Genomic DNA, 24,957 nt, shown 5'->3' with positions numbered 1-24,957 from the left:
TTATGAGCAGTTTCCGAAAAAAAAGAGTAGTACCTAAAAAGCAATACCCTGCAGGCACTATTAATTTAAGCCAAAGCATAAATACGTTTGGTATAGGTTCAATGCTTGAGGTGCGCTCGCAAAAAAGTAAGCAGACACGGACTACTTCAGCAATAGTTAGTGGTTTAGACTTCTGGCGTGAGGATAAACTGGAGAATATAAGCGAGATAGATTTATGTAGGTTGTTGGACGTAAAGGAGCTTAAGTCTCCTCCAAGTGGTGATAATAGCGACTATATACCGGCAAAAAGATTTCCTCGATGGCTTGAATGTAGTAATTGCCACTATCTAGGTGTAATTGGCACTCAATTTGATGAAAAAGCAGATGGTATACCTAGCTGTGCGAGTAGTAATTGTAACGGGTGGGGAGTGCCAACTAGGTTAATAAGTGTATGCTATAGCTCAAACCCAAGCGAGACTGCGTCAGAATATCACCTTGATGATTTTCCATGGATATATTGGACCCACAAAAATAATGATAAATGTTCTGCCCCCAGGGTAAGGGTATCATCAGACGGAAAAAAAACGGGTCTAGATGGCATGATACTTAAATGTGATTGCGGTGCTAAAAACTCACTTCAGGGAGCCCTTGGGTCTGATGCACTAAAAAACATTTCTTGTAATGGAAATAGCCCTTGGCTAAATTCTCGTAAAGAATGCGATAAAAATATACGGGCTTTATTGCGAGGCGCTTCAAATGTATATTTTCCAGTTACGGCTTCAACGATTTCGATTCCCCCTAATTCCAGTCGATTAGTACAATTATTACAGAGCCTTAAATATAAAGAATTCACGACAATGTATACTGAAGGCAGGCGAAGAGCAGAAGATGTTGCCGATATGCTTTACGAGAAGCAGGACTTTAGCTCATTGGAGCCTGACGCTATTACTAAGGCATTAAAGTCATTAAAAGAAGCCCAAAGCTCAGCAAGAACAGAAGCGGAGCGTAAAGCAGAAGAACGCGAGGCTCTCATTAGAAACTATCCTGCAGAGGATATAGGTGATGAGCAAGAAGAAGGGGATTTCGAAGTTGAAAAAGTATCTTTATCACAATTAGACATAGCAACCCCTAGTTTATCTATTTTTATAAATAATCTTTCACTAGTTCATAGGTTACGGGAAGTTATAGCATTCAGAGGGTTCACTCGCTTAGAAAGTCCAATAACAGCAAATCATTTTTCTGTGAAATGTGCTCCAATTTCAAATAAAAAGCTCAATTGGCTCCCTGCTATTGAAAATAGAGGAGAAGGAATTTATTTTGAACTAAACAATGAAACCTTGAAAGAGTGGGAGAGTAAATTAAGTGTGCAAAAGCGAATTGGTATTTTGAAAAAAAATTATCTACGTTCTACTTTAAGTAACGCTATGGATGGTGAGGCTCTTGAACCAACTGCGCGTTTAATTTTGCTGCACACATTGTCTCACCTGCTAATCAGACAGTTATCATTAGAATGTGGTTATTCCAGCGCTTCTTTAAAAGAAAGATTATATTTCTCTGAAGAGTATTGTGGTGTTTTAATTTCAACTGCATCAGCGGCTTCCGATGGAACCCTTGGAGGTTTGGTAAGACAAGGTAAGCCTAATAATTTCGTTAATACTCTTTTTAATGCACTCTATGAAGCTGAATGGTGCTCTTCCGATCCTTTATGTATTGATAGTGAAGGGCAAGGGAGTGAGGCCTTAAATCTAGCATCTTGTCACGCCTGTGGGCTTATTTCAGAAACTTCTTGTGCATTACGAAATATGTTTTTAGACCGTGCGCTTTTAATTGGGCAATCTGAAGGTGATGATGTCGGTTTCTTCTCATCTCTATTGTGTTAAGCGCCTTTCGACGCTTATATATTTTAAAGGCTTTAAGAAGCCTTTTTATGTTCAGCTTTTGCTGCTTTAGCTGTGTGGAGAGCCTCTATAATCTGAACAGCTAAAGCATCTACAACCTTCATACAAACTGAATTACCAAATTGCTTGTATATTTGGCCTTGAGATACTGCATCTACAATGTACTCTTCAGGAAAGCCTTGTAATCTAGCACACTCTCTAGGTGTTAGCTTACGAGGGCGTTTATCAAGTTCTGATTGATCAATTAAAATTTCAGAGCCGTCTTTGTAGTAACGAGCACTGATTGTATTTGCATATTCACTTTCAGCATTAAACAGCGAGTAACCAAAGCCATTACCTTTGGTTTTATGTTCTGCTTTCCTGCGCTGGTGGCCTGCCCATAATTTTTCAGATATTGTAAATTTATCATCACTAGGAGCTATAGCGCTTAAGTCTTCTAAAATATCACCTACTCTTGTTGGTGTTTTAGGTGGGGTTGGCCAGCTAAATACTTCACCAAAGTCACAGTCTTTAAAGTAATTCTTATCAAATCCTACAATGAAAACACGCTCCCTGTTTTGAGGTGCGCCAAAATCACCCGCCCTAAGTACTTTATAATCAACCCAATAATTTAACTTCTCTGATAGCGCATGCCTTGTCTCTTCACTCAAAGGCACATCTTTTGGAATTTCTAAATCAAAGTTACCTCTTAAAATATCTAAGATAGTATTTAAAGTACGGCCTTTATCATGCCCCTGAAGTTGCTTTACGTTTTCAAGAACGAAAGCTTTAGGTTTTTTCTCAGTGAGTATCCTTTGAATTTCAAAAAACATGGTTCCACGGGTATCACTAAAACCTTGTTTGAGGCCAGCTTGAGAAAAAGCTTGGCAAGGGAAGCCACCTAAAAGGATGTCATGATCAGGAATATCTGATGCAGCTATTTGAGTAATATCGCCATTAGGCATTTCACCAAAGTTAGTTAGGTATGTTTTTTGCGCAAATTTATCCCACTCAGAGGTAAATACACAATGTCCACCAAGCTTCTGGAAAGGTAATCTTATCCCGCCAATCCCTGCAAACAAATCTATAAATGTAAACTCAGATTCTGATAAAGGTTTCTGTTTGAAGGGGGCACTCTCTAAATGAGATTTTAATTCCGATTCTAAATTGAGTATATCAGTAAGCTTTTTTGCAGTAGGTTTATGTTCGCCAGTTTCCCATCCTCTAACTGTTCGCTCGCCAGTAGAGGCCATACCTAGTAAGTTCGCAAATTCAGTACGCCCTAAACCTAAGTTTTCTCGTATACTTTTGATTTCACATGCTATATCTTTGTTCATTATAACGGTACTCATGATGCAATTAAGCTTATCCGGTTTTATACCTGGCAGACTAGCACTGTACAAATGAACAGTCAATAAATAAAAGGAGAGTTGACAATGGCTGAACAAAGAATTGATATGCTAATAAGTGAGTGCAGCGAACTTCAAAGCGATATGGATTTAAGTTATAGGAATGTTTCACCCAGTATTATTTTTTCTAATACAGGAAGAAGAGGAGGTAAAAAGTATTTCAACCTATCTCTTGTTGAGCTACTGCAAACTTTGAATGACATCCAAAATAACTTAGAGCGCTATCTTAATGCTGTTGTGTATGTTGAAGGTGATATGAGAAATCTATTTTCGGATACTTTAACTTCAGAAACTGTGAACGCTTTATCTACAGTTCAAACGCTCCCTCTCTTTAGCCTCATAAATAAAGTCTTATACAAGGCCAATCAGCTCGACGAAAATTACAACGATAAAAAATTACACTTATCTGCAGATACAGTTACTAAAGCTATTACTTATATTGAAAGTCAAATTCCAGATAATGAAGAGTATTTAAAGTCTATAGCTGCTGACCAACACATTGATACTGGTGCTGTTAAAGCTTTAAATAAAATTTATTACGGTGCTCCAGGTACAGGTAAGAGTCATTCCATAAATGAAATAACAGATAAGCAATGTCGTTATGTAACTGTATTTCATCCTGACACGCAATATAGTGATTTTGTAGGCGCTTTAAAGCCTGTTATGTTGGCCGGTGCGAATGGTGATAAGAAGATTTCTTATGAGTTTAGACCAGGGCCATTCACTAAGGCGTTAATAGAAGCTCTTAGTGATACAGGTAAACATGTTTATCTTGTAATTGAAGAGCTTAATAGAGCACCCGCAGCCGCTGTCTTTGGTGAGATATTTCAGCTGCTAGATCGAGATATACAGGGTGAAAGCCAATATAAGATAGAAGTTTCAGATCCCGATATGTTGCTTCATATTAAAGAAAACCTAAAAGAACCAGATAAGTTTAATAAGCTTTACTTACCTTCCAACTTGTCAATTCTTGCCACTATGAATAGCAGTGACCAATCAGTCATGCCAATGGACACCGCTTTTAAGAGACGTTGGTTATTTGAGTATTTACCAATAGACTTTACTCAGGCCGGTAATGGCAATTTTAAACTGACGTTTGCTGATGGCGCACAGCCTGAAGTACCTTGGAAGATATTTGCTGAAGTTGTAAATGACACCCTGTCTTCCTTGCAAGTCCCCGAAGATCGTCTTTTAGGTCATCGCTTTGTTTCCGATGAAGAACTTACTACTATTGAGGAAGCTAATAACACCTTAAAAGGTAAAATATTAGTTTACCTCTGGGATGATGTACTTCGTCATGGAAAGCGTGATGTGATTTTTAATACAGTTGTGGCAGGTACTTTTGGTCAGTTGTCACATCAATTTGGAGAAGGTAAGCCTATTTTTTCTGACACTTTTGAGACTAACTTATCAAAGGCATTAATCGAAGCGCAAAAAGTTCAGAAAATTGTCGCAGATGAACAACCAGAATAGATTTAATTAAAATGCGTAAATTACATCTATTTGAAGATAGGCAAAGCATTGTGAAAGCTATGCCCAAGAAGCTAGTTCAAAATTTGAATAAGCAGGGGCTACTTTACGGTAATGGACAAAAAGTTATGTTTTGCGGCCTAATTAACTTTGACGATCAAATTGCTGTATTTCTTCCCCGAAATAGTGACTATGAAGAAACCGATCAGACAAGCTCGAAGAAGGTATGTGCAACTTTACTTAAAGCACTCAAACGTTATTTAGATGATAAAGACAATGCTATAAATGCTGATGAATTAGTTGATGAAGGTATTCATGGGCAAGAGTACCTAGGTTTAATATTTGCTTTATTTGAAGACTACTTCAACAACGGTCTTTTTACACGTCGGGTATCTGAAAGGAAAGTAAACTCAGGGAAAGTAGATTGGAACCGTACGATTAAGCAATCTATACCGTATACGTCTGGTGATAGTTCTGTTTACTTAGAATTAGTAGGTTCTATCAAGCGAGTATATTCCAACTGTGAAACCGCGAAAATTCATGCGGAGGTTTTACGTAATTTAGACCAGAAAATCGGCTGGTTAATTAACGATGATGATAGAGCTATAACTAAGCAGCTTATCGATGTTCCTGCCTCATTAATGGATAATGATACGAAGATTTATCACCTAAACAATGAGCTAACACGCGCTTACTCTGACCGTGATATCTACCTGATTAAACAATTAATTAGCTATCTTAAATTAGAAAGTATGTCACAAAGAAGTGATTTTTCTATTGGTGTTAAAAAGTTTGAAGGTATGTGGGAACATATGCTATCAAAAACGCTTAAAAACGTTTTTCCAATTAATGAAAAACTAGCTAAGCCAGTATATAAAATAAATGGTGAACTAAAGTTGGCGGGTAGGAAAGGGCAAAGAACCGATATAGTCCTTAGAGATCCTGAAACGGGAGATTTTACTGTTATTGATGCTAAGTATTACTGCGCTAAAAGTTTAGAAACTGCACCTGGTTGGCCAGATTTAGTTAAGCAGTTTTTTTATGCAAAAGCAGTAAAATCAATATACCCTAAAAGCAATGTCTCTAATATGTTTATATTCCCTGGTAACAAGGGACCAATTGAGTCTGCACATATGGCTGAACCTAAAGACTCTGTAATTACCGAGAAGGATTTTCTTACTGACTATCCTTCAATAACTTGCTCTTTTTTAGATCCACTAAACATCACTTCTAATTATGCTTCCCTGCAATATATAAATTTATAGGAACTCGTTATGCAGTTATCTCCAGCACAATCTATTAAACTCGGTTTAGTTAAGAGTTATTCTGGTTGTACTCTACTGGATAGTGACTATCTAGGTAAATCCAGTATTGACTTAAAAGTAAGGACAATTATTTCGAGGTCTGAAGACGGGAAAAAAGAAGAGACATCATCATATCAGATAGCGCCTCAAGAAATGGTGTGTTTAATTTCATCGGAAAGGATAGATGTGAAGCCTGGTTATGTTGCTTATGTTTTTTTGAAAAATCAATTGTCACAAAAAGGCTTACTTGCATTAAATACAGGAATTGTTGATAGCGGGTTCTGTGGCCCGCTCTCAACTTTAGTGACTAATCTATCTTCGGAGTATTTAAGCTTAGATAGTAATAGTGAGCTACAGGACGAAAATATATTCTTGAGAGTCGTTTTTCACCGATTGGGTGATTTTAATGGGGATAATAGCGCTGCTGTAAAGACACGATATTATGACTATTACACATACGCTAGATATAAAAAAGACGAAATATCAAGACTACCCAAATACTTCTTAAATAGAAAGATGCTGCAAGATGATATTGCTAAACAAGTATCCTCTAAAGCTGCAGAGATAAAGCTCAGTAAGACATCACTAATAGTTGTTATATTTTTAACTCTCGTGACGATATTTCTTCCTATGGTTTATAACAAATTAGGTTCATTAATTTCAGAAGAGCAAAAAGTACTGAAGTTACAAATAGAGGTATTAGAAAAAAGAATAAAGCAATTAGAAGAGAAATAGCTTTTGTTGTAAATAATTAGATAATTGAAATAAGGCAACTATAAGCAAGTTTGATTCTAGAGCTGAAAAATCTGTGCAACTTTAGACAAGTCTTCTCTTCCTTCGCCTTGATTAATGACGATACTTGCTACGCTTTCAAGTTCTTTTTGGGCATTGAAGGCAACTGAAATACCAACACTTTTAGCAAGCGTCACATCATTTTTTCCATCTCCAACAAATGCACATTCAGACGGAGAAACACCATATTCTTTTGCAATCTGTTGCATGAAGCTAGCTTTACCTTCGTTGTCTGTAGGCAAAAGGTTATAAAAATCTAGATTACCGCAGTCATCGAAAAAGTACTCACATGCACTAAAAGCATGGTCTATCTTTAGCTCTCGTTGTACCTTATCGGCTAAAGACTTTATTCCACCACTAATTAATACGACCTTGGCATTAGTCGCTTTTATTAATGTTATTAGCTCATGAGCACCAGTATGTAATTTTGCTGACTTTACAATTTCATCTACATGCCATTTCTTTATGCCATGTTCTTGTTGGATACGAATTGTATCTTTCATCCAGTCTAAGTAGCCGTCATATTCACCAGCGTTCCACCGATCTTTTGATAACTCTTCCTCTAAGTAACATTCCTCACTAATTAATTTAGCTAAAACGGTCCAAGCACTAGGAGCAACCTTTCCATTATCTAAAGCGAAATCTTTTTGGAGTAATGTGCCCTCCATATCGAAGAACCATATTTTAGGAATGAAGTTTATTTTTGAATTGCTCATTTATATCTCTAGCTACTAAATCAAGTTCATTTTAGCATACTGATGAAATAGTCCTTAAGCTTTCTTTGTGGCTATTAAGTACTTTGTGGTTAGTAAACTATAGTGGGCTCAAGAAATTTTTAAAGGAAGTTATTAATACTAAACTCATTACTTAACCTACACAACTTAGCCAAATAGTCTAAATCTAGGGGGGCACTTAATTGACTATTAAAAAAAGAAATGAACCATGCAACATTTCTTTTTTTATCTGTACATACTGTAAAGCCTTGCTTTCTATAGAAGTTATGTACCCGTACGTCATTGACTTGAGTATAGCCAAATACAACATTAATATTTCTTTTCTTTGCATAATCAAAAGCATGTTTAACTAAAATAGAACCAATCCCCCTTCCTCTAAAGTCCACCGGATTATTGTTTATCCATAGATCTCGTATTTCTAGCTTTCCATCAGTTACATGCATTTGCATATGACCTAATTGAGAGTTAGGGGTGATGCTTTCTATTTTTAAATACTCTGAGTCGCAGCAAAGCTTAATGCGATAATTATGCTCTATATACTCTTCTTCTTTCATATACTCACGCTTGGGTTGCTTGTCTGGTATAACTTTAGCCATTCTTCCAATTCAGTAAAAACTTCACATTGAAAAGCTATTTTACCTCCACCAGCATAAACCTCCGGTTCTTCATTACTTCCTTCATTAATAGCTTCGACAATTACATATCTAGGCGTATCTTCCTCTCTTTGCTCTATGTCAGCATAATCAACCCATAGTACATAATACTGTTCGCCTACTTTAAAATAGAAGCTAGGGCAAAGATCATTGTGCCAGCTTTTATCTATTAAGTAAGGGTGATTTTTTAGGTTAAAGCCGAGGTCAAAGTTTTGACCAAGTTCTTGTTTGTATAATTCCATCTTAAACTCCTAATAATGAAAAAGAGCCACTCAGTTGAGTGGCTCTTTTTCATGTGTTTTTAAAATACTTCTATGAAGCTTTTTTGATCTTCATTTAAATAGTAATATTTCAATTTAAACCAGAGATTCTCTTTTAACTTGTGGAACCATGCCACATCTTCATTTGTAGGTTTTTTTGACCCAACAATCCAAAACTCATCAGAGGCTTCTACGTCTGGATAGTACCCATACCTAAGTAGCTGGCCTATAGCGGCTTCAATTTCTTCAGTAGCAGCTCTTTTATATTTTAATTCAGCTGTTATCTTTTTTGAACCATCGGTTATAACTATATCTCTTTTAAAATTGAGATCATGGTATTGACGCTTTATAACTAATTCTGGGTTTTTTAGTTTGTACCATTGAACAAAATTATCTTCCATGAATTGTTCTTTCCTTTCACAGACTTTTTCAGATATAGCTCGTCTTATGTAAGTAGCTGGTCCTTCATTACGGACTTCAGATTGAATTTCATTATATAATGCATGATTTTCTTCGTCGTGAATAAAGCCATCACAGATGCCTGCTTTGAGAAATGACTTTATTGCCTCAAACTGTTGAAGATTATCTTCCTTTAGAGAAAACAATATATCGTAATAGCTTTGATTTTTATTAAAGCAATTTTCAGGTTGCAACAATTGTGGAAGAGCTTTTGAGTAGAAATAATCTGGAATATCTAACACGTCAACTCCAAATCTCACATTTACTCCATTTTTTGATGGTCTAGGGTCTATTGATACTCGGCCGTTTTTATTATTAGGCCCAAATTTGAACTTTGCATTACCGTCATTAACCCAGCCTTTATTGTTTCCCCTGTAGTGCAAAAGTAAAAAATCTATGATGCTATCAAGTAAAGGTTTGTAATTTGGCTTTTTAGAAAGCCATAGCATAGCTTGCTCTTTATCTTCAATTTCAGTTGTTCTGCCTCTTTTAAAATTCTTCTCGTCCGTACTCATTTTTACTTCCTAATATTTTTAATGAATTGTTTTTATCAGCTATTTATAACTCTAAACTAATTCAGTTTTTTTTATAGAGTTACTTTATAAAGTACTAAGCTAGTGTTTTGTAGTAAACTATTCACTATTAGTTGAGGTGATAAATCGAAATTATTCACCCAGTACCCCACACAGTACCCCATGGTGTTATGGGTTGAATTAAAAGGTTTAAAAATCAAATGAGTAGAACAGGAATACAGTGGTTCCCTGGGCATATGAATAAAGCCCGCAATGAAATTAAAGAAATAATGCCACAAATGGATGTGATCATTGAAGTGCTTGATGCGCGCATTCCCTACAGTAGTGAAAACCCGATGGTGGCAACCTTGCGTGAAGGTAAGCCGGTCATCAAAATTTTGAACAAAGCTGATTTAGCTGATCCTAAAATGACTCAAATCTGGAAAGATTATTTTGAGCAAGAAAATGGTGTTAAAGCGATTTCTTTTGGACATGATAAAGCAGCTGAAGTAAGTCGTATAAATGAGCTTTGTAAAAAGTTAGTGCCGCATAAAGTGGGTGCAGATAAGCAAATTAAAGCCATGATAATGGGTATTCCTAACGTGGGTAAATCTACGTTAATTAATGTACTGGCTGGACGTATAGTTGCAAAAACAGGTAATGAACCTGCGGTAACCAAAGCACAACAACGCATTAAGCTTGAAGACGGTATTATGCTTTACGATACGCCAGGTATGCTTTGGCCAAAAGTAGAGAATGAAAACTCAGGTTATCGTTTAGGCGCTACCGGTGCCATTCGTGATACGGCGCTTGAGTATGAAGAAGTAGCAAGTTACACAGCTGAGTACTTATTGCGTGCATACCCTGAGCTTTTAAAAGCGCGTTATAAAATAGACGAATTACCAGAAAGTGATTGGGAGTTTGTTGAAATGGCAGGTAAAAAACGCGGCTGTATTCGTGGTGGTAATCAAATAGACACATATAAAATGTCTGAAATACTAATCAACGAATTACGCGACGGTATTATTGGCCGTATTACTATGGAAACTCCGCAAATGCGTGAGGAAGAAGAAGTAATGGTTGCTGGTTTACGCGCCGCTGCAGAAGCTAAAAAAGCAGCTAAAGAAGAAGAAAAGCTTCAACGCCGAGCGCGAGCTCGTAAAAACCGTCGTTAATATTTAACCAGAGTTCAGGTTATTTAATTAAAGAGATTTAGTTTTACTAAATTACAGACATAAAAAAAGCCCGTAAGGGCTTTTTTAGTTTCATATCTACCGTCACCGATATGAGCAATGTAGCAAGTAAAATAGTAGGGCGGTTACTCATCATCAACATCAAGGGGCGTTGCGGTTCATAACAAGTAACCATAGCTGTTTACGTGCGCCACACGTTGTTTCAGGGTCGAGAAACAAATCAATTCATTCCTTAACAAGTGGTATGCAATCCGTCTTGTTGATATTGATTATCAGTTAGATCTAACTGTCTGTCAACATCTAAATGCAAATAATTCCTATTATCTCTTTGTTTGTTTTGTAAGCTAATGTTAAGTATGAAAAAGAATAATAATCTAAGCTGTTTGACTAATCAGTAGAGCTTTAATTCGATATATCTAATAGTGATTTTTATTTATTAGAGCTAATCGATTAATGCAGGAGAGAGGTTTTCGTTTGTATTTTAAGCTTAGAGTCTTAAGGCTGTGTCTTTGGAAAAGTTTAGCGAGCTTTAATGTGAATGCTCTATAATGTTTAGACATAAAAAAAACCCAGTAATTGGTAGGTCCAACTATTGGGGTTACTTCATTTACTGCGCATTTTTAATTGGTATTATACTATTGGTTATTAGCGTAGTAGGCGTTTTCACCACTTACGTTTGTTTTTAACAAATCATTTTTTCTTTGTAACTCTCTAAGAATAACGATTCGCTTAGCTGGAATATTAAGATTGTTTAAGCGAGGAAAGCTATGCTGAGGGATCAGTAATGCTTTATCCCAATTACTAATAATAATATCGTAAGAGTCTCGGTGCTTAGGACCTGTTACATCAGTAATGTCATAATTATCGATGGTAAAAAGAGCTGTTTTTTTATTTTTTAACTTATTGAGTAAATCGTTATCTGCATACAAACTCAGGTGAGCAAGTAAATCATTATTAAAGTCATTAAAATATGCTTTTTTATCTTTATACATGGTCGATACATTAAGAAGGTTACTGCTGTAATTAGTGCCTCTATTTGAATTAATAAATTCTTGAGCGTTATCAATTAATGAAGGCATTAAGTTATTAGCGGTGTATGCCTGAGTTCTAATATTTGGTGAACCGATATAGCCTTTATATAAGCCATACATTACAAGAAGGTTATTTTTATTTAATGGCATTAATATTTTGTATTCAATGTCATCTAAACTAAGTTCTTGTCCGTTATATGTGAATAGCTTTTTGTAAAAGAAGCTGCTTTTATCAGCCACGTCATAAGATAAACTATTTGTGTCTTTTGGGTAGCGCTGAGCTAATTCATTTATTACTGCTACATTATGTAGATTCAGCCAAAATGCAGTTTGTTCTTCATTACTTAATTTACTAAGTTGGTTATTTGCTAAATAACTAAGAAGATTACTTTGTATAGCTGCAATTGATTTTGTTAATTCTGGATCATCAATAAATTGCTCATAATAAAAGCGGTTTGCTTCTGCATCAGTCGCTCGGTTACTTCCGAGGTTAGGACCTTGCTCATTTTCATCATAGGAAATGTACGATCTATCTGAACGAGCCAATTCAAGAACAGAGGCTTCTAAAACAGTATTGTATTGAGAGTAGTCAACTGCAAAATTAGCAGTCACTTGATTCTTACTGTTTAAAGAATTTGTTGTATTGCTACTTTCAGCAAAGCACGGGGCTGACAGCAACGTACTCAGTATTATAGATTTAGCTATTAATTTGATCATATTATTTCCCTCGATGATTATATCCAATATCGCTCACGGCTGTTTGTTTTATGAACAAAACAATAATATGCATTAAATTAAGCTTAGTCAAATTACTGTAATTTATTGGCTGTTATACGTAAATTAATTTGCTTTACGAGTACTTTATCTTGTTTGTTAAAACGTCCTACAATAAGCAAAAAATTACTAACTTCAGTTTTTATTACTTTAATACTTGTATTATCAAGTTTGGTTTTACCGTATGTGGTTTCTATTTTTTCTATGTCTTTAAAGTGACTAAGATCTGATTCAAGTTCTCCTTGGTCATTTTTGTAATAGCTAAAAATATAGTTCTCGGTTATTCCGTTACCGTCTTCTCGGTAATCAAATACTGCATCGCTATAAAAATAAAGTATTTCTTCGTTTTCAGGTGTTAGGCGATTACGTTTTAAAAAGTGTACTTGGTAAGACCATAAACTATCGCCTTTTATAATTGCGGCATTGGGTAAAATATTTACTTCTTGAAGTACGCCTAAAAATAATAGAGGTGCAAACGCAAGCGAGATTAAATACTGTCTAATTCGCCAGTACGAGTTGTAATGTAGGGCTTCTTTACTTGTATCGGTTTGTTCAATGTAACTAACTAGAGGCAACCATAAAAATGGCATTATACAAATCACTATGGTTGCGTATTCGTCCATACGATAAGCAAAGACGCTGGCGAGTATCATTAGCCAGAGTGTTAAGGCAGTCCAGTTAGGCATTACTCTATTTTTGTTTAACTGTTGTTGGCTGTGCTCTGCAAGTGCGAGATACAAAGGGTAATACCATAAAAACGCAAATATACCTCGAGCAATAGGCATAATACTTGAGTTATCGCGCTCTTTAATGGCTTTAAAGTTACGATAACTCCAATAATTAACAAATATGCCTAAACTTAAAATACTGTAAATAATAAACTTACTTACAGATACTGCATAAAATGGACTATCTTCAAATTTCACTTTTTTTGCTGACTCTAATCGCCAATCGGCAAAAAAGAATATGAGTACTAAAATATAGCCAGCCAACACATATTTAAGCCAACTATAACCAAAGCTATCTAGCACATCAGCTGCTGTTTGAGGTGTTTCGGTCGTTTCCGCGTATTTTAGAATAGGGTAATGGGTTGCTGATATTAACTTTTTACGCTGTGCTAAATAATCATCTATTTGAGCGGCTTTAATATGATCTTGTTTTGCGTAATAGTCATAACTCAGTGTTAAAACATTATCATTAAATTCAGTAGTTGTTTTTAGGTTGAAGTAGTCGTTATCAATTTCTTGTTGATCGCTATCAAATCCCCAACCTTTTTCTGCAAAATGCAGTTTTATTGTGGTGTTAATTATATTGGGGTAGCCAAAGTAGAGTGGGTCGGTGCGATTTACCTGCTTTGGTTCGTAAACGCTATTTTGTATTTCATTCGCGTAAAAACTAGCTTCGTAGCCTTCGTCTGTTTTTTCCCAAAATTCACTAATTAAATACGATTCTTTGGTTATTAGTTTACCCGTTTGTTCTTGTTCACTAATAGTCATTGCTTCATTGATTGATAGACCATTTAAAAAGCCTTGGTAATACTCGAAATAAGATTTAGCAACGCTATTTAGACCACTGCTGGCTATATTGCTTCTTCGGTTAATAGCTTCAAATTCAGCATAAGTGTACTGGGTTTCAAAACGTGATGGCTCAGATACTTTTTCAGCAATAAAAAAGTTATCTTCTACAGATACATTTGTATGTACAGGTTTTTGCGCCATTGAAGTTAAAGTGGTTTCACCTTTATCAATAATTAGGGCATAGCCATAATCAGGCTGTGCTAAATATTCGAGAGTACCACGTTGGTAGCTAACCGTAGGATCGAGCCAGTAGCGTTTTCCGTTTTGTTTAAGCGTAACAATTACGTGATTAAATACACTTGCAGAAGGTGGAAGTTCTTTTAAACGTTTGGTTTCCTCTGTATCAACTAGCGCAGGGAAGGCCTCTATATCCATCGCTTTTAATAACGAGATAAGCAGTACTGTTTTATCTTTGCAATCGCCATATCGTAGCGAAAGCGTTTCTGAAGCTGACGTTGGTTGATGCGAGTTAGTGCCCATTTCAAGCCCTAAATATCGAACTTCGTCTTGGCTAAAGCGCAGTGCTGCTGCAATTTTGTCTGATGTTTTTGTGTGTTTTGCTTTTATTTCTTCAGCTACATCCAAAATGCTGTTTGGGGTTTCTATGGCTGATTGATAAAGTGGATATGCCCAGTTAACTACCTGACCCCAATCGTCAAACTCAGAAAAGTAAACTTGTGTATATGGGTCGTACCACGTTGGGGTTTGAGAATTTTGCTCGAGTAAGGGTTCTTCAAAAAGAGTTATAGAATAATCTTTGCCATATTTGTTAAGCGTTTCTTGAATATCTGCTGTGCCGTTTATTGTATTAATATGTAAAGGCGTTTGTTTACCCCAAAGTACACGCATATTTTGTTGCACTACGGGTACCGACCAGTTTAGCGTGCGTCTTGTACTAAATTTATTAGCATATATAGGGTTGCTACCTGCCACTGTGTAGCTGTAATCAAGTATGTCGCCACTGCGCATATCATCAATAATAATATTGAGTGATAAGCTACCATTATAAATACGATCAGCTAATTCAGATTCACCTTGTATAACCGTCATTCTCGCGCTACCAAGCTTATCAATGCGCTCATTATTTCTAATAATCGTTAAGCTATTTAGTGTTAGCGACTCGTAACTTGGATCAAAATCAAGATTAAGCTGGCTTATATAATCAACACCACTTTGATTTAAAGCTTTCATAACCAAACGCGTATAGCGTTGCTGTTTTTGTCTGCTCGGTATATAGGATTGGTTATCGAGTAACAAATAAAGTGTGCCGTCACGTACCTTGGTTATGTCGGAATGCTTGGGTTGCTCAATAATATGTGTATTAACCCAATTAGCTGGTTTATCTATTTTATATTGCTGCGCAAAAATATTATGAGAGAAAATTAATAAGGTAAGTGCAATTAGCCAAGAGCTGAGTCGAAGGAAGTTCCATTTCATTGTAGGGTCTTATAGTTGTTTTTATAAATACTATTGAAGGAATAATGTACCAAATTCAGGCTTTTTTGACAATGTGATGTTAACAAATTCATTGTTGAGCAGTTAATTAATAGTATATAAATAAACTGCTATGGTAAGTGCGAAACGCTTAACCCCCCTCAAATGTTCCTAAAATGATTTTTTAGTTGTATTGCTAAATCATAATTAGCTAAGCCTGCTTTATTGTGGGCTTTATTAGAGCTGCAAAAATCCTATCTATTTATTCGTACGGTAATCATTCAAACCTTTAAAAGTGTTTATAAATCAAAATATAACAGTAACTGTTTTTGCTCTTTTTGTTCATGAACTTTATGAGCAAAAAGCATATAACGATCATCAATGCACCTTACCTTCTAAATATTTAGTTAATTTCACGTTAACAATAAGCTGCGAGTTAGATAGCAGTTTGTCGTCGCTTATCTACCTGACAATAAATACATACACAAGCGTGGAGAAAATAATGAAAGCAAGTAACACACAACTCGCTTTGGCAGTTGCTGCAGCATTAGCAAGTACATCCGTTTTAGCCGATAACGATACGCAAAAACTACAAGAGCAATTAGATGCGTTACAAAAAGAAGTAAGTGCATTAAAAACAACCAGTGGTTTTAATTTAGAGTTTGGTGGACGGGTTCAGCTCGACTACAACTATTTTGATGGTGCTTACAATGCTGATAACGAGGGCTCTGGCGGGAGCAATTTTTTCCCTCGTCGTATTCGTACTTACGTTGAAAGTGAGCACGGAAATTGGGATCACAAGTTGTTACTCGAGTTTGCCGAAGGCACTGCTGAAATAGTGATGGCGCGTGTTCGTTATGCGTTTGATAACGGACTTAAAGTTAAAGCAGGTAAAATTCGCGAAGATATATCGCTAAATGCATTAACCAGTTCAAAGCACATTAATACAATTGAGCGTAGTTCGCTTGCCAATACTTTCTCCCCATTTTTTCGTTGGGGCGCTTCTGCCTATCAATATTTTAAAGACTCTGGCTTTCGTTACGCGATAGGCGTTTATAAAAATGATGCATTTGGTGCAACAGGTAGCGATGAAAACGATAAGCTTACTCTTGCTATTACTGGGCGTGCTACATGGTCGAGTACATCACCTGGCGATGTAATTCATTTAGGCGTGTGGCATTCATATCGCGATATGGGTGGCAATGAATTAGGCGCACGTTTTGCGCGTGGTGAAGTGCGCGAGACTAATACTCGCCTTGTTGATTATGCTGCTGGTGGTGTAACAAGCCCACTTGATAGTTTATCGCAAACCGGTCTTGAGTTTGCTTATCAGGCGGATTCTTTAACACTTGAGGCTGAATATGCAAGCCGCTCACTTGATGCCGCTAATAGTGCTGATTTTTTAGATGGCGAGCGCTTTGATGGTTTTCATGTATCGGCAAGTTACTTTTTAGGTGGAGAACAGCGCCAATACAAAGCGAGCTCTGCATTATTTGTACAACCTAAAAATATTAAAGATGCATGGGAGTTGGTGGCACGTGTTTCAGAAGTAGATGCTACAAGTAGCTTACAAGGCACAAAAGCGACAACTTATACATTAGGTACATCTTATTACGTAAGTAGTGATATTAAGTTTATGGGTAATCTAATTTACAGCGATGTAGAAGGTGCCGGTACTACTGCGCTGGTTGGCGACGAAGACTCTGGTATGGGCTTTAGTGCACGTATGCAGTATTTATTTTAAAGGGACACACAATGAAATTATTTAAATCATTACAAACGACCATACTTGCAGCATCGTTAGTACTTAGCAGCCCAATGGCAATGGCCGACACTCACTTTTTAATCCCTGGCGGACCTGGTGGTGGTTGGGATACGACAGCCCGTGGTATAGGCGAAGGTTTAGTTAAGTCAGGCATTGAAAATAATGCATCTTTTCAAAATATGTCTGGTGGTGGAGGCGGTCGTGCTATTGCGTATTTAATTGAGTCGGGCACTAAAAAGGGCGATATTTTAATGGTTAACTCAACGCCTATCGTATTGCGCGCGTTAAGTGGCCGAATTCCTTATAGCTATCGCGATTTAACACCTGTAGCCAGTATGATTGCAGATTATGGCGCGTTTGTAGTGCGTAACGATTCTCCATTTAAAACTTGGGAGGATGTTATTAAATCAATAAAAGAAGATCCAAGTTCGGTAAAAGTAGCGGGCGGTTCTGCTCGCGGCAGTATGGATCACTTAGTGGCGGCTCAAGCAGTTAAAGCTGCGGGTATAGATGGTCGACGCCTACGTTATATTCCTTACGATGCAGGCGGTAAAGCTAAGGCTGGGTTGCTTTCAGGCGAAGTGAATTTACTTTCTACTGGCTTAAGTGAAGCGCTTGAAGTAGCTAACGGTGGTCAAGCACGTATTTTAGCGGTTACATCGGGTGAGCCCTTACCTGATTACCCAAAAATACCCACACTTAAGTCACTAGGTTACGATATGGAATTTGTTAATTGGCGTGGTCTTTTTGCTGCGCCTAATTTACCCGCTGAAAAGTTAGCACAGTACACAAAAAAACTACGTGAGTTGCAAAGTACACCTGAGTGGGAAGCTGTACGAGCTCGTAACGGTTGGCTAAATCTTTTTCAAGAAAAAGATGAGTTTATTAAGTCACTAGAAGCACAAGAAGTGCAGCTTAGAGCTGTAATGGAAGAGCTTGGCTTTATCCGCACATTGCCGTAATCGAGGTTTTAAAATGACGAATCGAGAATTAATAGGGCCAAGTTTATTCTTGGCGCTATTTACTTTATACGCTGTGGTTGCATGGCAAATTCCGCTACTACCGTTTGAAGAATACGAAACGGTTACCTCAGCGACACTTCCTAAAGTATATGCCGGGTTTGGTATTGTGGTGTGCTTACTTTCTATTGGTTCAACATTGCTTAAACCAAGAGAGAAAACTAATACTGATGATGTTCTTGAAAAGTCACACGTACTGCGCACCTTTGGTTTATTAATATTAATGGTAATTTATAGCGCGGCACTGGAGCCAATTGGTTTTTTAATTTCTACTAGTGCGTTTTTGCTTGCGGGCTTTTTTGTGATGGGCGAAAGACGTAAGGGAATTTTGCTATTTGCATCGATACCGGTTGCGGTGGTTTTTTGGTTTTTGATGACTCAAGTATTAGGTATTTACTTGGTTCCGGGCGATTTGTGGAGTTAAGTTATGTTTGATGGAATTATGCTTGGTTTGTCGACCGTGCTCGACTTTAATAATTTAATGTACGTTATAGCTGGCTGCTTGGTAGGTACTTTTATAGGTATGTTACCAGGATTGGGGCCAATTACCGCAATTGCCTTGATGATCCCAATTACTTACAGCATTGGCGCCGATTCGGGCATGATTTTAATGGCGGGTGTTTATTACGGCGCTATTTTTGGTGGCTCTACGTCATCTATTTTAATTAATGCGCCTGGCGTGGCGGGTACGGTAGCTTCCTCCTTTGATGGCTACCCGCTTGCTAAACAAGGGCACGCAGGTAAAGCATTGGCAATTGCTGCTTATTCCTCCTTTATAGGCGGAACGATTGGCGCCATATTATTAATGGTAGCTGCACCTTTATTAGCAAAAGTGTCATTGAGTTTTCAATCCCCTGATTATGTTGTGTTGATGTTTTTAGGCTTAACAGCTATTGCAGCATTTTCAAATAAAGGGCAATTTTTAAAAGCAATGATGATGACTGTGTTTGGCTTGATGCTAGCAACGGTTGGTATTGATCCATCATCAGGGACTGACCGATTTACCTTTGGGCAACCTGATTTACTCGACGGAATAAGCTTTTTACTGGTTGCTATGGCAACGTTTGCATTAGCCGAGGCGCTTGTAAATGTTGTAAAACCAGAGAAAAAAGATGCTAAAAACATTAATGACTCAGACACACCGCAAATAGGTTCAACCAAGTTAAGTAAAGCCGAGATTAAAGAGATAGCACCAGTGATTGGTCGCTCGTCTATTTTAGGTTTTATAGTGGGGGTGTTACCGGGTGCTGGTGCAACTATTGCAAGCTTTATGGCTTATGCAACAGAGCGAAATTTAGCGCCAAAAGGTTTGAAAGAAAAGTTTGGTAAAGGCTCATTACGTGGTTTAGCTGCGCCAGAGTCGGCAAATAATGCGGCGTGTACAGGATCGTTTGTTCCACTGTTAACGCTTGGTATTCCGGGCTCAGGTACTACGGCAATTATGCTAGGTGCTTTGATTGCTTACGGCATTCAACCAGGTCCAATGCTTATGCAAGAAAACCCAAGTGTATTTTGGGCGGTTATTGTAAGTATGTACTTTGGTAATATTGTACTGCTTATTTTAAATTTGCCGCTTATTCCTTACTTTGCAAAAGTATTAGCAATGCCTAAGTCGGTACTCACCGTGATGATATTGTTCTTTAGCTTAATTGGTGTTTACTTAGTGTCCTTCAATACCTTCGACTTATTTATGATGGTAGGATTTGCGGTGGTTGCGCTAGTATTGCGATTACTGTCATTTCCTATGGCACCATTATTATTAGGTTTTATATTAGGAGATATGATTGAGCGAAACTTCCGTCGTTCAATGATGATTTCTGATGGCTCATTAAGCTTTTTATGGGATCGTCCGCTAACATTGAGCATATTTGTAATTTCAATTTTAGTGCTGTTGTTTCCGTTAAAAGATTATTTAATGCAACGCCGTGCAGACAAAGTAAATGCATAATTGAGAATGAAATGAAAAACACCAACAAGCTAAATCCATTGCAAAACATGGTCACAAAACCTAAGCGATTAGAAACACGATTAATTATTTGGGTAACAGGATTGTGTGTATTGCAGGCTTTATTATTTGGCGCGTTGGTGTATCAACTTACAGCGCAAAGCTTACATAACCATATTGGTGATAAAGCATTAGCTGTAGCAAGCAGTATTGCCACACGTGCTGATGTAATTAATGCACTGAGAATACCTAGTGACTTAACCGCTATTAACATGCAAATTGAAGATTTACGACAGCTTGTAGGTGCTGATTTTATTGTTGTTGGCGATGAAAATGCGCTTCGTATTGTGCATCCAGATGAAGATAAAATTGGCAAAAAAATGGTCGGAGGCGATAGCCAAGCTGCATTAAAAGGTGAACGCTATATTTCGGTGGCCCATGGTAGCTTAGGTGAATCAATTCGTGGCAAAGTGCCGGTGTACGCAGGTAATAATGAAATAGTAGGCGTTGTATCGGTTGGTTTTTTAGTACAATCAATCGATCCGCTTATTCTCTCTCGCAGTAGTGAAATTTTAATATGGGGCTTAATACTTGTAGGTTTAAGTATACTGGCGGCTATTTATATTGGACAGCGTGTCAGAAATGCTATTTTTGGCCTGCAGCCAGATGAAATTGCACGTTTGTTTTCAGAACAAGATGCAATTTTAAATACGGTACGCAGCGGTATTATTGCACTCGACCCGGACGGAAAAGTACGAAAACTCAATCAACGCGCCTGCGAAATATTAGATAAACCAACTTCAATTATTAATCAGAACCTCAGCTTAAACGATTTATTACCTGAACATGCAGAATTTTTATTGCGTAATCAGCGACGTAAAATAGTGGGTTTTGAATTATTTGCCGCCGATAAACGCCTTATATTATCGAGATTTTCTTTGCAAGTGCAAGGGCAGGCGGATGGTATTTTACTGAGTATGCGCCCCTCTGATGAACTTGAGTATTTAAGCCAACAACTTACTAAAGTTCAGGCTTTTGCAGAGCTTTTAAGGGTACAAACTCATGACTATTCTAATAAGCTCAACTTAATTGGTGCGTTAGTGCAAATGGGCAAAAACGAACAAGCTATAGAAATAATAGGGCAAGAAAGCCAGGGCTCTCAGGCACAAATTCATAACTTGTTAGAGCGCATACAAGACCCTGTGCTTGCTGGTTTGTTGGTGGGTAAATATCATAAAGCAAGAGAATTAAATGTTGCGCTTGAGCTTAACCCCGACAGCCTACTTGGTGTTATTGCACGTAAAGATATGCTCGAGCGAGTTGTATCTATTTTAGGTAACCTTATAGATAATGCGATTGAGGCTGCTATTAGGTCATCGAACTCTCGCTCTGCAAAAGTACGGGTAACCGTTGATGAAACCAGCCAAACTCTCTTATTTGATGTAGAAGATACAGGCTTTGGGTTAGGTTCTGACCATGATGTTATTTTTACCCCTCAGTACAGCTCTAAATCAGGAGCAGAGCATGGTATTGGTTTATATTTAGTAAAAACAAATTTAGACTCATGCGGTGGCACGTTAGAAATTGGTGAGTCAGACCTACTTGGTGCAAGACTAAGTGTTTACATTCCAAAATAATAAGAGCATTAAACATGACGTATTCAGTAGTAATAATTGAAGACGAAGTAGAGGTAGCACAGCTATTAGCGCAGTACTTGTTATTACCAAATGGTGTCGCAGGTAGTCAAACGCCAAAGCAAAGTTTAAGGCAAGCACAGTATCAGGTAGTGGGCATTGCAGGTAATTTAAGCACGGCAACAGCCTTACTGCATGCAATTGAACCCGATTTGATTTTACTCGATATACATTTACCTGATGGTAACGGACTTGATTTATTGACCGACTTACGACGTCGAACGATTAAAAGTGAAGTTATGCTGCTCACTGCTGCAAAAGAGGTCGAAACCCTTGAAAAAGCAATGCAGTTAGGTGCATGCGACTTTTTAGTAAAACCATTAATGTTAAACCGACTTGATCAAGCACTTGCACGTTTTGAATCACGTCAACAATGTTTTTCTGATGCAAGTGAAGTAACGCAGTCAATGGTTGATACGTTATTTGGTTCAAAGCAGCAAACCAACACGTCTGTTCGTTTACCAAAAGGGGTCGATCAACTTACCCTGCAAAAAATACATGATGCTTTTGTAGAGCACGCAACCACTGCATTTACCGCTCAGCAAATGGGCGATTTGGTTGGTGTTAGTCGCTCTACAGCACGCCGTTACTTGGAGTATTTGCTTGAATCAGGTAAGTTAACAGCGGATCAAAGTTATGGCAGTATTGGCCGCCCTGAACGTTGCTATAAAATAGCGAAGTAACTTTGTGTACCTGATGCTAAAATATTAAATGCTATTTATTTCAGTGCCTTACGTTTTTTTTGTTATGTTTGATATTTAATAGATACTGACGATAAAAAAAATATGTTGAATTGATTGCATTTTAAGCGGCTTGTATGGTGATGTTCGCTTTAAGTGATGTTATACTCCTGCGGAATAATTTATCGACTTTATTAAGAGCAAAATTAATGGCAGATTTATCGAAGTACAGAAACATTGGTATTTTCGCGCACGTTGATGCGGGTAAGACCACGACTACTGAGCGTATCCTAAAGCTTACTGGTCAAATCCATAAAACTGGTGAGGTTCATGATGGTGAATCTACTACTGACTTCATGGAACAAGAAGCTGAGCGCGGTATTACTATTCAGTCTGCGGCTGTAAGCTGTTTCTGGAAAGATCACCGCTTTAACGTTATCGATACTCCTGGACACGTTGACTTCACAGTTGAAGTTTACCGTTCACTTAAAGTACTAGATGGCGGCATCGGTGTGTTCTGTGGTTCTGGTGGTGTTGAACCACAATCAGAAACTAACTGGCGTTATGCTAATGATTCAGAAGTTGCACGTATTATCTTCGTAAATAAATTAGACCGTATGGGTGCTGATTTTTACCGTGTAACTGAGCAAGTACGTAAAGTACTTGGCGCAACTCCACTAATCATGACTTTACCAATTGGTATTGAAGATGAGTTTGTTGGTGTTGTAGATGTTTTAACTAAAAAAGCATACGTTTGGGATGACACTGGTCTTCCTGAAAACTACGAAATCACAGACATTCCTGCAGACATGGTAGATAAAACTGACGAGTATTATGAAATGCTTGTTGAAACTGCCCTTGAGCAAGACGATGCACTACTTGAAGCTTACATGGAAGGTGAAGCACCTTCTTTAGAAGACATCAAACGTTGTATCCGTAAAGGTACTCGTGACCTTGCTTTCTTCCCAACATACTGTGGTTCTGCGTTTAAGAACAAAGGTATGCAGCTTATTCTTGACGCTGTTGTTGATTACTTACCATGTCCTACAGAAGTTGATCCTCAACCTCTTATGGATGAAGAAGGTAACGAAAATGGCGAGTTCGCAGTAGTATCTACTGACGAACCTTTCAAAGCGTTAGCATTCAAAATAATGGATGACCGTTTTGGTGCATTAACATTCGTACGTATTTACTCAGGTAAACTAAACAAGGGTGACACTATCCTTAACTCGTTTACTGGTAAAACTGAGCGTGTTGGCCGTATGGTTGAGATGCAAGCAGATGATCGTAACGAATTAACTAGCGCACAAGCTGGTGACATCATTGCTATCGTAGGTATGAAAAACGTGCAAACTGGTCACACTCTATGTGATCCTAAGCACCCAGTAACACTTGAGCCAATGGTATTCCCAACTCCAGTAATCTCGATTGCTGTACAGCCTAAAGATAAAGGCGGTAATGAGAAAATGGGTGTTGCTATCGGTAAAATGGTTGCAGAAGATCCATCTTTCCAAGTTGAGACTGATGAAGATTCAGGCGAGACTATCCTTAAAGGTATGGGTGAGCTTCACTTAGATATCAAAGTAGATATTCTTAAGCGTACTTACGGCGTAGACCTTATTGTTGGTCAACCACAAGTTGCTTACCGTGAAACTATCACTAAAGAAATTGAAGATAGCTACACGCATAAGAAACAATCTGGTGGTTCTGGTCAGTTCGGTAAAATCGACTACCGCATCAAGCCAGGCGAAGTTGCTTCAGGTTTCACGTTTAAATCATCAGTTGTTGGTGGTAACGTACCTAAAGAATTCTGGCCTGCAGTTGAGAAAGGCTTCAAGTCAATGATGGGTACTGGTGTTCTAGCTGGCTTCCCTGTACTTGACGTTGAAATTGAACTTTTCGACGGTGGTTTCCATGCCGTGGATTCATCTGCAATCGCGTTCGAAATCGCTGCTAAAGGCGCTTTCCGTCAATCGATCCCTAAAGCGGGCGCACAACTTCTTGAGCCAATCATGAATGTTGACGTGTTCACTCCAGAAGATCACGTTGGTGACGTAATCGGTGACCTTAACCGTCGTCGTGGTATGATGAAAGACCAAGAAGCTGGTTTAACAGGCAGCCGTATTAAAGCTGACGTACCGTTATCAGAAATGTTCGGTTACATCGGTACACTACGTACAATGACATCTGGTCGTGGTCAGTTCTCTATGGAGTTCTCACACTACGCTGCATGTCCGCAAAACGTTGCTGATACAGTAATCGCTGCAGAAAAAGAGAAAAAAGCTGCTAAGTAATTAGCTCTTTAACTCTTTAAAAAAACCCGCACATGTTGCGGGTTTTTTATTGCCTATAATTTGGTTTTATTTTTTTTAGTTGTTTATAACTACTTTTTATTA

19 protein-coding genes are annotated in these 24,957 nt (G+C 37.8%); 12 read left to right on the top strand and 7 right to left on the bottom strand.

The window, feature by feature from the left end; all coding sequences use genetic code 11:
* Window positions 1-2 precede the first annotated feature (2 nt).
* A complete protein-coding gene (drmB, locus tag CXF76_RS13530) occupies window positions 3-1,859 on the top strand; it encodes a DUF1998 domain-containing protein (protein ID WP_101163948.1) in 1,857 nt (618 codons plus the stop codon).
* 32 nt (window positions 1,860-1,891) lie between these two features.
* Here the strand turns inward: drmB and dcm are convergent, their stop codons facing one another.
* The gene (dcm, locus tag CXF76_RS13525) at window positions 1,892-3,193 is read right to left on the bottom strand and encodes a DNA (cytosine-5-)-methyltransferase (protein WP_101163953.1); all 1,302 of its coding nucleotides are present in this window, start codon (window positions 3,191-3,193) and stop codon (window positions 1,892-1,894) included.
* Window positions 3,194-3,292: 99 nt separating this feature from the next.
* Between dcm and CXF76_RS13520 the strand changes: the two genes are divergently transcribed.
* The 3 genes from CXF76_RS13520 to CXF76_RS13510 are packed head-to-tail and all read left to right on the top strand — an operon-like array spanning window position 3,293 to window position 6,774.
* Window positions 3,293-4,738, top strand: a complete 1,446-nt coding sequence (locus CXF76_RS13520) for an McrB family protein (protein ID WP_101163947.1) — start codon at window positions 3,293-3,295, stop codon at window positions 4,736-4,738.
* Between the two features lie 11 nt (window positions 4,739-4,749).
* A complete protein-coding gene (locus CXF76_RS13515) occupies window positions 4,750-6,000 on the top strand; it encodes an LlaJI family restriction endonuclease (RefSeq protein WP_101163946.1) in 1,251 nt (416 codons plus the stop codon).
* Between the two features lie 9 nt (window positions 6,001-6,009).
* A complete protein-coding gene (locus tag CXF76_RS13510; RefSeq protein WP_101163945.1) occupies window positions 6,010-6,774 on the top strand; it encodes a dCTP deaminase domain-containing protein in 765 nt (254 codons plus the stop codon).
* A gap of 56 nt (window positions 6,775-6,830) precedes the next feature.
* Here the strand turns inward: CXF76_RS13510 and CXF76_RS13505 are convergent, their stop codons facing one another.
* The 4 genes from CXF76_RS13505 to CXF76_RS13490 all read right to left on the bottom strand — a co-directional run bounded on the left by CXF76_RS13505 (window position 6,831) and on the right by CXF76_RS13490 (window position 9,452).
* The gene (locus CXF76_RS13505; RefSeq protein ID WP_101163944.1) at window positions 6,831-7,547 is read right to left on the bottom strand and encodes an HAD family hydrolase; all 717 of its coding nucleotides are present in this window, start codon (window positions 7,545-7,547) and stop codon (window positions 6,831-6,833) included.
* Window positions 7,548-7,666: 119 nt separating this feature from the next.
* Entirely contained in the window at window positions 7,667-8,119 is a 453-nt protein-coding gene (locus CXF76_RS13500) for a GNAT family N-acetyltransferase (protein ID WP_157823353.1), read from the bottom strand.
* Window positions 8,116-8,460 (bottom strand): hypothetical protein, encoded by a 345-nt coding sequence (locus CXF76_RS13495; protein WP_101163942.1) that lies wholly within the window; start codon window positions 8,458-8,460, stop codon window positions 8,116-8,118. Before CXF76_RS13495 ends, CXF76_RS13500 begins: the two co-directional genes overlap by 4 nt.
* A 59-nt stretch (window positions 8,461-8,519) precedes the next feature.
* On the bottom strand, window positions 8,520-9,452 hold the full coding sequence (locus CXF76_RS13490; RefSeq protein WP_101163941.1) for a hypothetical protein: 933 nt from the start codon (window positions 9,450-9,452) through the stop codon (window positions 8,520-8,522).
* A gap of 218 nt (window positions 9,453-9,670) precedes the next feature.
* On the opposite strand from CXF76_RS13490, the gene ylqF reads away from it, so the two are divergent.
* A complete protein-coding gene (gene ylqF, locus CXF76_RS13485) occupies window positions 9,671-10,624 on the top strand; it encodes a ribosome biogenesis GTPase YlqF (RefSeq protein WP_101163940.1) in 954 nt (317 codons plus the stop codon).
* 653 nt (window positions 10,625-11,277) lie between these two features.
* On the opposite strand, the gene CXF76_RS13480 is transcribed toward ylqF, so the two are convergent.
* Window positions 11,278-12,390, bottom strand: a complete 1,113-nt coding sequence (locus tag CXF76_RS13480; RefSeq protein WP_024589484.1) for a DUF547 domain-containing protein — start codon at window positions 12,388-12,390, stop codon at window positions 11,278-11,280.
* A 92-nt stretch (window positions 12,391-12,482) separates the two neighbouring features.
* A complete protein-coding gene (locus CXF76_RS13475; protein WP_101163939.1) occupies window positions 12,483-15,461 on the bottom strand; it encodes a DUF3857 domain-containing transglutaminase family protein in 2,979 nt (992 codons plus the stop codon).
* A 499-nt stretch (window positions 15,462-15,960) separates the two neighbouring features.
* Here CXF76_RS13475 and CXF76_RS13470 point away from each other — a divergent pair, with 499 nt between their 5' ends.
* The 7 genes from CXF76_RS13470 (at window position 15,961) to fusA (ending at window position 24,855) form a co-directional block, all read left to right on the top strand.
* The gene (locus CXF76_RS13470; RefSeq protein ID WP_101163938.1) at window positions 15,961-17,202 is read left to right on the top strand and encodes an OprO/OprP family phosphate-selective porin; all 1,242 of its coding nucleotides are present in this window, start codon (window positions 15,961-15,963) and stop codon (window positions 17,200-17,202) included.
* An 11-nt stretch (window positions 17,203-17,213) separates the two neighbouring features.
* A complete protein-coding gene (locus CXF76_RS13465) occupies window positions 17,214-18,185 on the top strand; it encodes a Bug family tripartite tricarboxylate transporter substrate binding protein (protein WP_008136527.1) in 972 nt (323 codons plus the stop codon).
* 13 nt (window positions 18,186-18,198) lie between these two features.
* A complete protein-coding gene (locus CXF76_RS13460) occupies window positions 18,199-18,666 on the top strand; it encodes a tripartite tricarboxylate transporter TctB family protein (protein WP_008136528.1) in 468 nt (155 codons plus the stop codon).
* Window positions 18,667-18,669: 3 nt separating this feature from the next.
* Window positions 18,670-20,190 carry a tripartite tricarboxylate transporter permease gene (locus CXF76_RS13455; RefSeq protein WP_008136529.1) on the top strand — a complete coding sequence of 507 codons (1,521 nt, stop codon included), beginning with the start codon at window positions 18,670-18,672 and terminating at the stop codon, window positions 20,188-20,190.
* 11 nt (window positions 20,191-20,201) lie between these two features.
* A complete protein-coding gene (locus tag CXF76_RS13450; protein ID WP_101163937.1) occupies window positions 20,202-21,824 on the top strand; it encodes an ATP-binding protein in 1,623 nt (540 codons plus the stop codon).
* Between the two features lie 14 nt (window positions 21,825-21,838).
* A complete protein-coding gene (locus CXF76_RS13445) occupies window positions 21,839-22,564 on the top strand; it encodes a response regulator (protein WP_024589479.1) in 726 nt (241 codons plus the stop codon).
* A 206-nt stretch (window positions 22,565-22,770) separates the two neighbouring features.
* Window positions 22,771-24,855, top strand: a complete 2,085-nt coding sequence (gene fusA, locus CXF76_RS13440) for an elongation factor G (RefSeq protein ID WP_010554859.1) — start codon at window positions 22,771-22,773, stop codon at window positions 24,853-24,855.
* The last annotated feature ends 102 nt before the right edge of the window (window positions 24,856-24,957 follow it).

Source organism: Pseudoalteromonas sp. 78C3 (assembly GCF_002836695.1).
Taxonomy (GTDB): Bacteria; Pseudomonadota; Gammaproteobacteria; order Enterobacterales; family Alteromonadaceae; genus Pseudoalteromonas; species Pseudoalteromonas arctica.
The sequence above is the reverse complement of the archived record's forward strand: the minus strand, read 5'-3'. Positions and strand labels throughout refer to the sequence as shown.

Bases quoted from the DNA above. Each gene is read 5' to 3' on its own strand.
- ylqF (WP_101163940.1), top strand. From the start codon at position 9,671: ATGAGTAGAACAGGAATACAGTGGTTCCCTGGGCATATGAATAAAGCC.
- CXF76_RS13465 (WP_008136527.1), top strand. From the start codon at position 17,214: ATGAAATTATTTAAATCATTACAAACGACCATACTTGCAGCATCGTTA.
- CXF76_RS13510 (WP_101163945.1), top strand. From the start codon at position 6,010: ATGCAGTTATCTCCAGCACAATCTATTAAACTCGGTTTAGTTAAGAGT.
- CXF76_RS13455 (WP_008136529.1), top strand. From the start codon at position 18,670: ATGTTTGATGGAATTATGCTTGGTTTGTCGACCGTGCTCGACTTTAAT.
- CXF76_RS13450 (WP_101163937.1), top strand. From the start codon at position 20,202: ATGAAAAACACCAACAAGCTAAATCCATTGCAAAACATGGTCACAAAA.
- fusA (WP_010554859.1), top strand. From the start codon at position 22,771: ATGGCAGATTTATCGAAGTACAGAAACATTGGTATTTTCGCGCACGTT.
- CXF76_RS13495 (WP_101163942.1), bottom strand. From the start codon at position 8,460: ATGGAATTATACAAACAAGAACTTGGTCAAAACTTTGACCTCGGCTTT.
- CXF76_RS13475 (WP_101163939.1), bottom strand. From the start codon at position 15,461: ATGAAATGGAACTTCCTTCGACTCAGCTCTTGGCTAATTGCACTTACC.
- CXF76_RS13460 (WP_008136528.1), top strand. From the start codon at position 18,199: ATGACGAATCGAGAATTAATAGGGCCAAGTTTATTCTTGGCGCTATTT.
- CXF76_RS13445 (WP_024589479.1), top strand. From the start codon at position 21,839: ATGACGTATTCAGTAGTAATAATTGAAGACGAAGTAGAGGTAGCACAG.
- CXF76_RS13490 (WP_101163941.1), bottom strand. From the start codon at position 9,452: ATGAGTACGGACGAGAAGAATTTTAAAAGAGGCAGAACAACTGAAATT.
- CXF76_RS13480 (WP_024589484.1), bottom strand. From the start codon at position 12,390: ATGATCAAATTAATAGCTAAATCTATAATACTGAGTACGTTGCTGTCA.
- CXF76_RS13515 (WP_101163946.1), top strand. From the start codon at position 4,750: ATGCGTAAATTACATCTATTTGAAGATAGGCAAAGCATTGTGAAAGCT.
- dcm (WP_101163953.1), bottom strand. From the start codon at position 3,193: ATGAACAAAGATATAGCATGTGAAATCAAAAGTATACGAGAAAACTTA.
- drmB (WP_101163948.1), top strand. From the start codon at position 3: ATGAGCAGTTTCCGAAAAAAAAGAGTAGTACCTAAAAAGCAATACCCT.
- CXF76_RS13505 (WP_101163944.1), bottom strand. From the start codon at position 7,547: ATGAGCAATTCAAAAATAAACTTCATTCCTAAAATATGGTTCTTCGAT.
- CXF76_RS13500 (WP_157823353.1), bottom strand. From the start codon at position 8,119: ATGAAAGAAGAAGAGTATATAGAGCATAATTATCGCATTAAGCTTTGC.
- CXF76_RS13520 (WP_101163947.1), top strand. From the start codon at position 3,293: ATGGCTGAACAAAGAATTGATATGCTAATAAGTGAGTGCAGCGAACTT.
- CXF76_RS13470 (WP_101163938.1), top strand. From the start codon at position 15,961: ATGAAAGCAAGTAACACACAACTCGCTTTGGCAGTTGCTGCAGCATTA.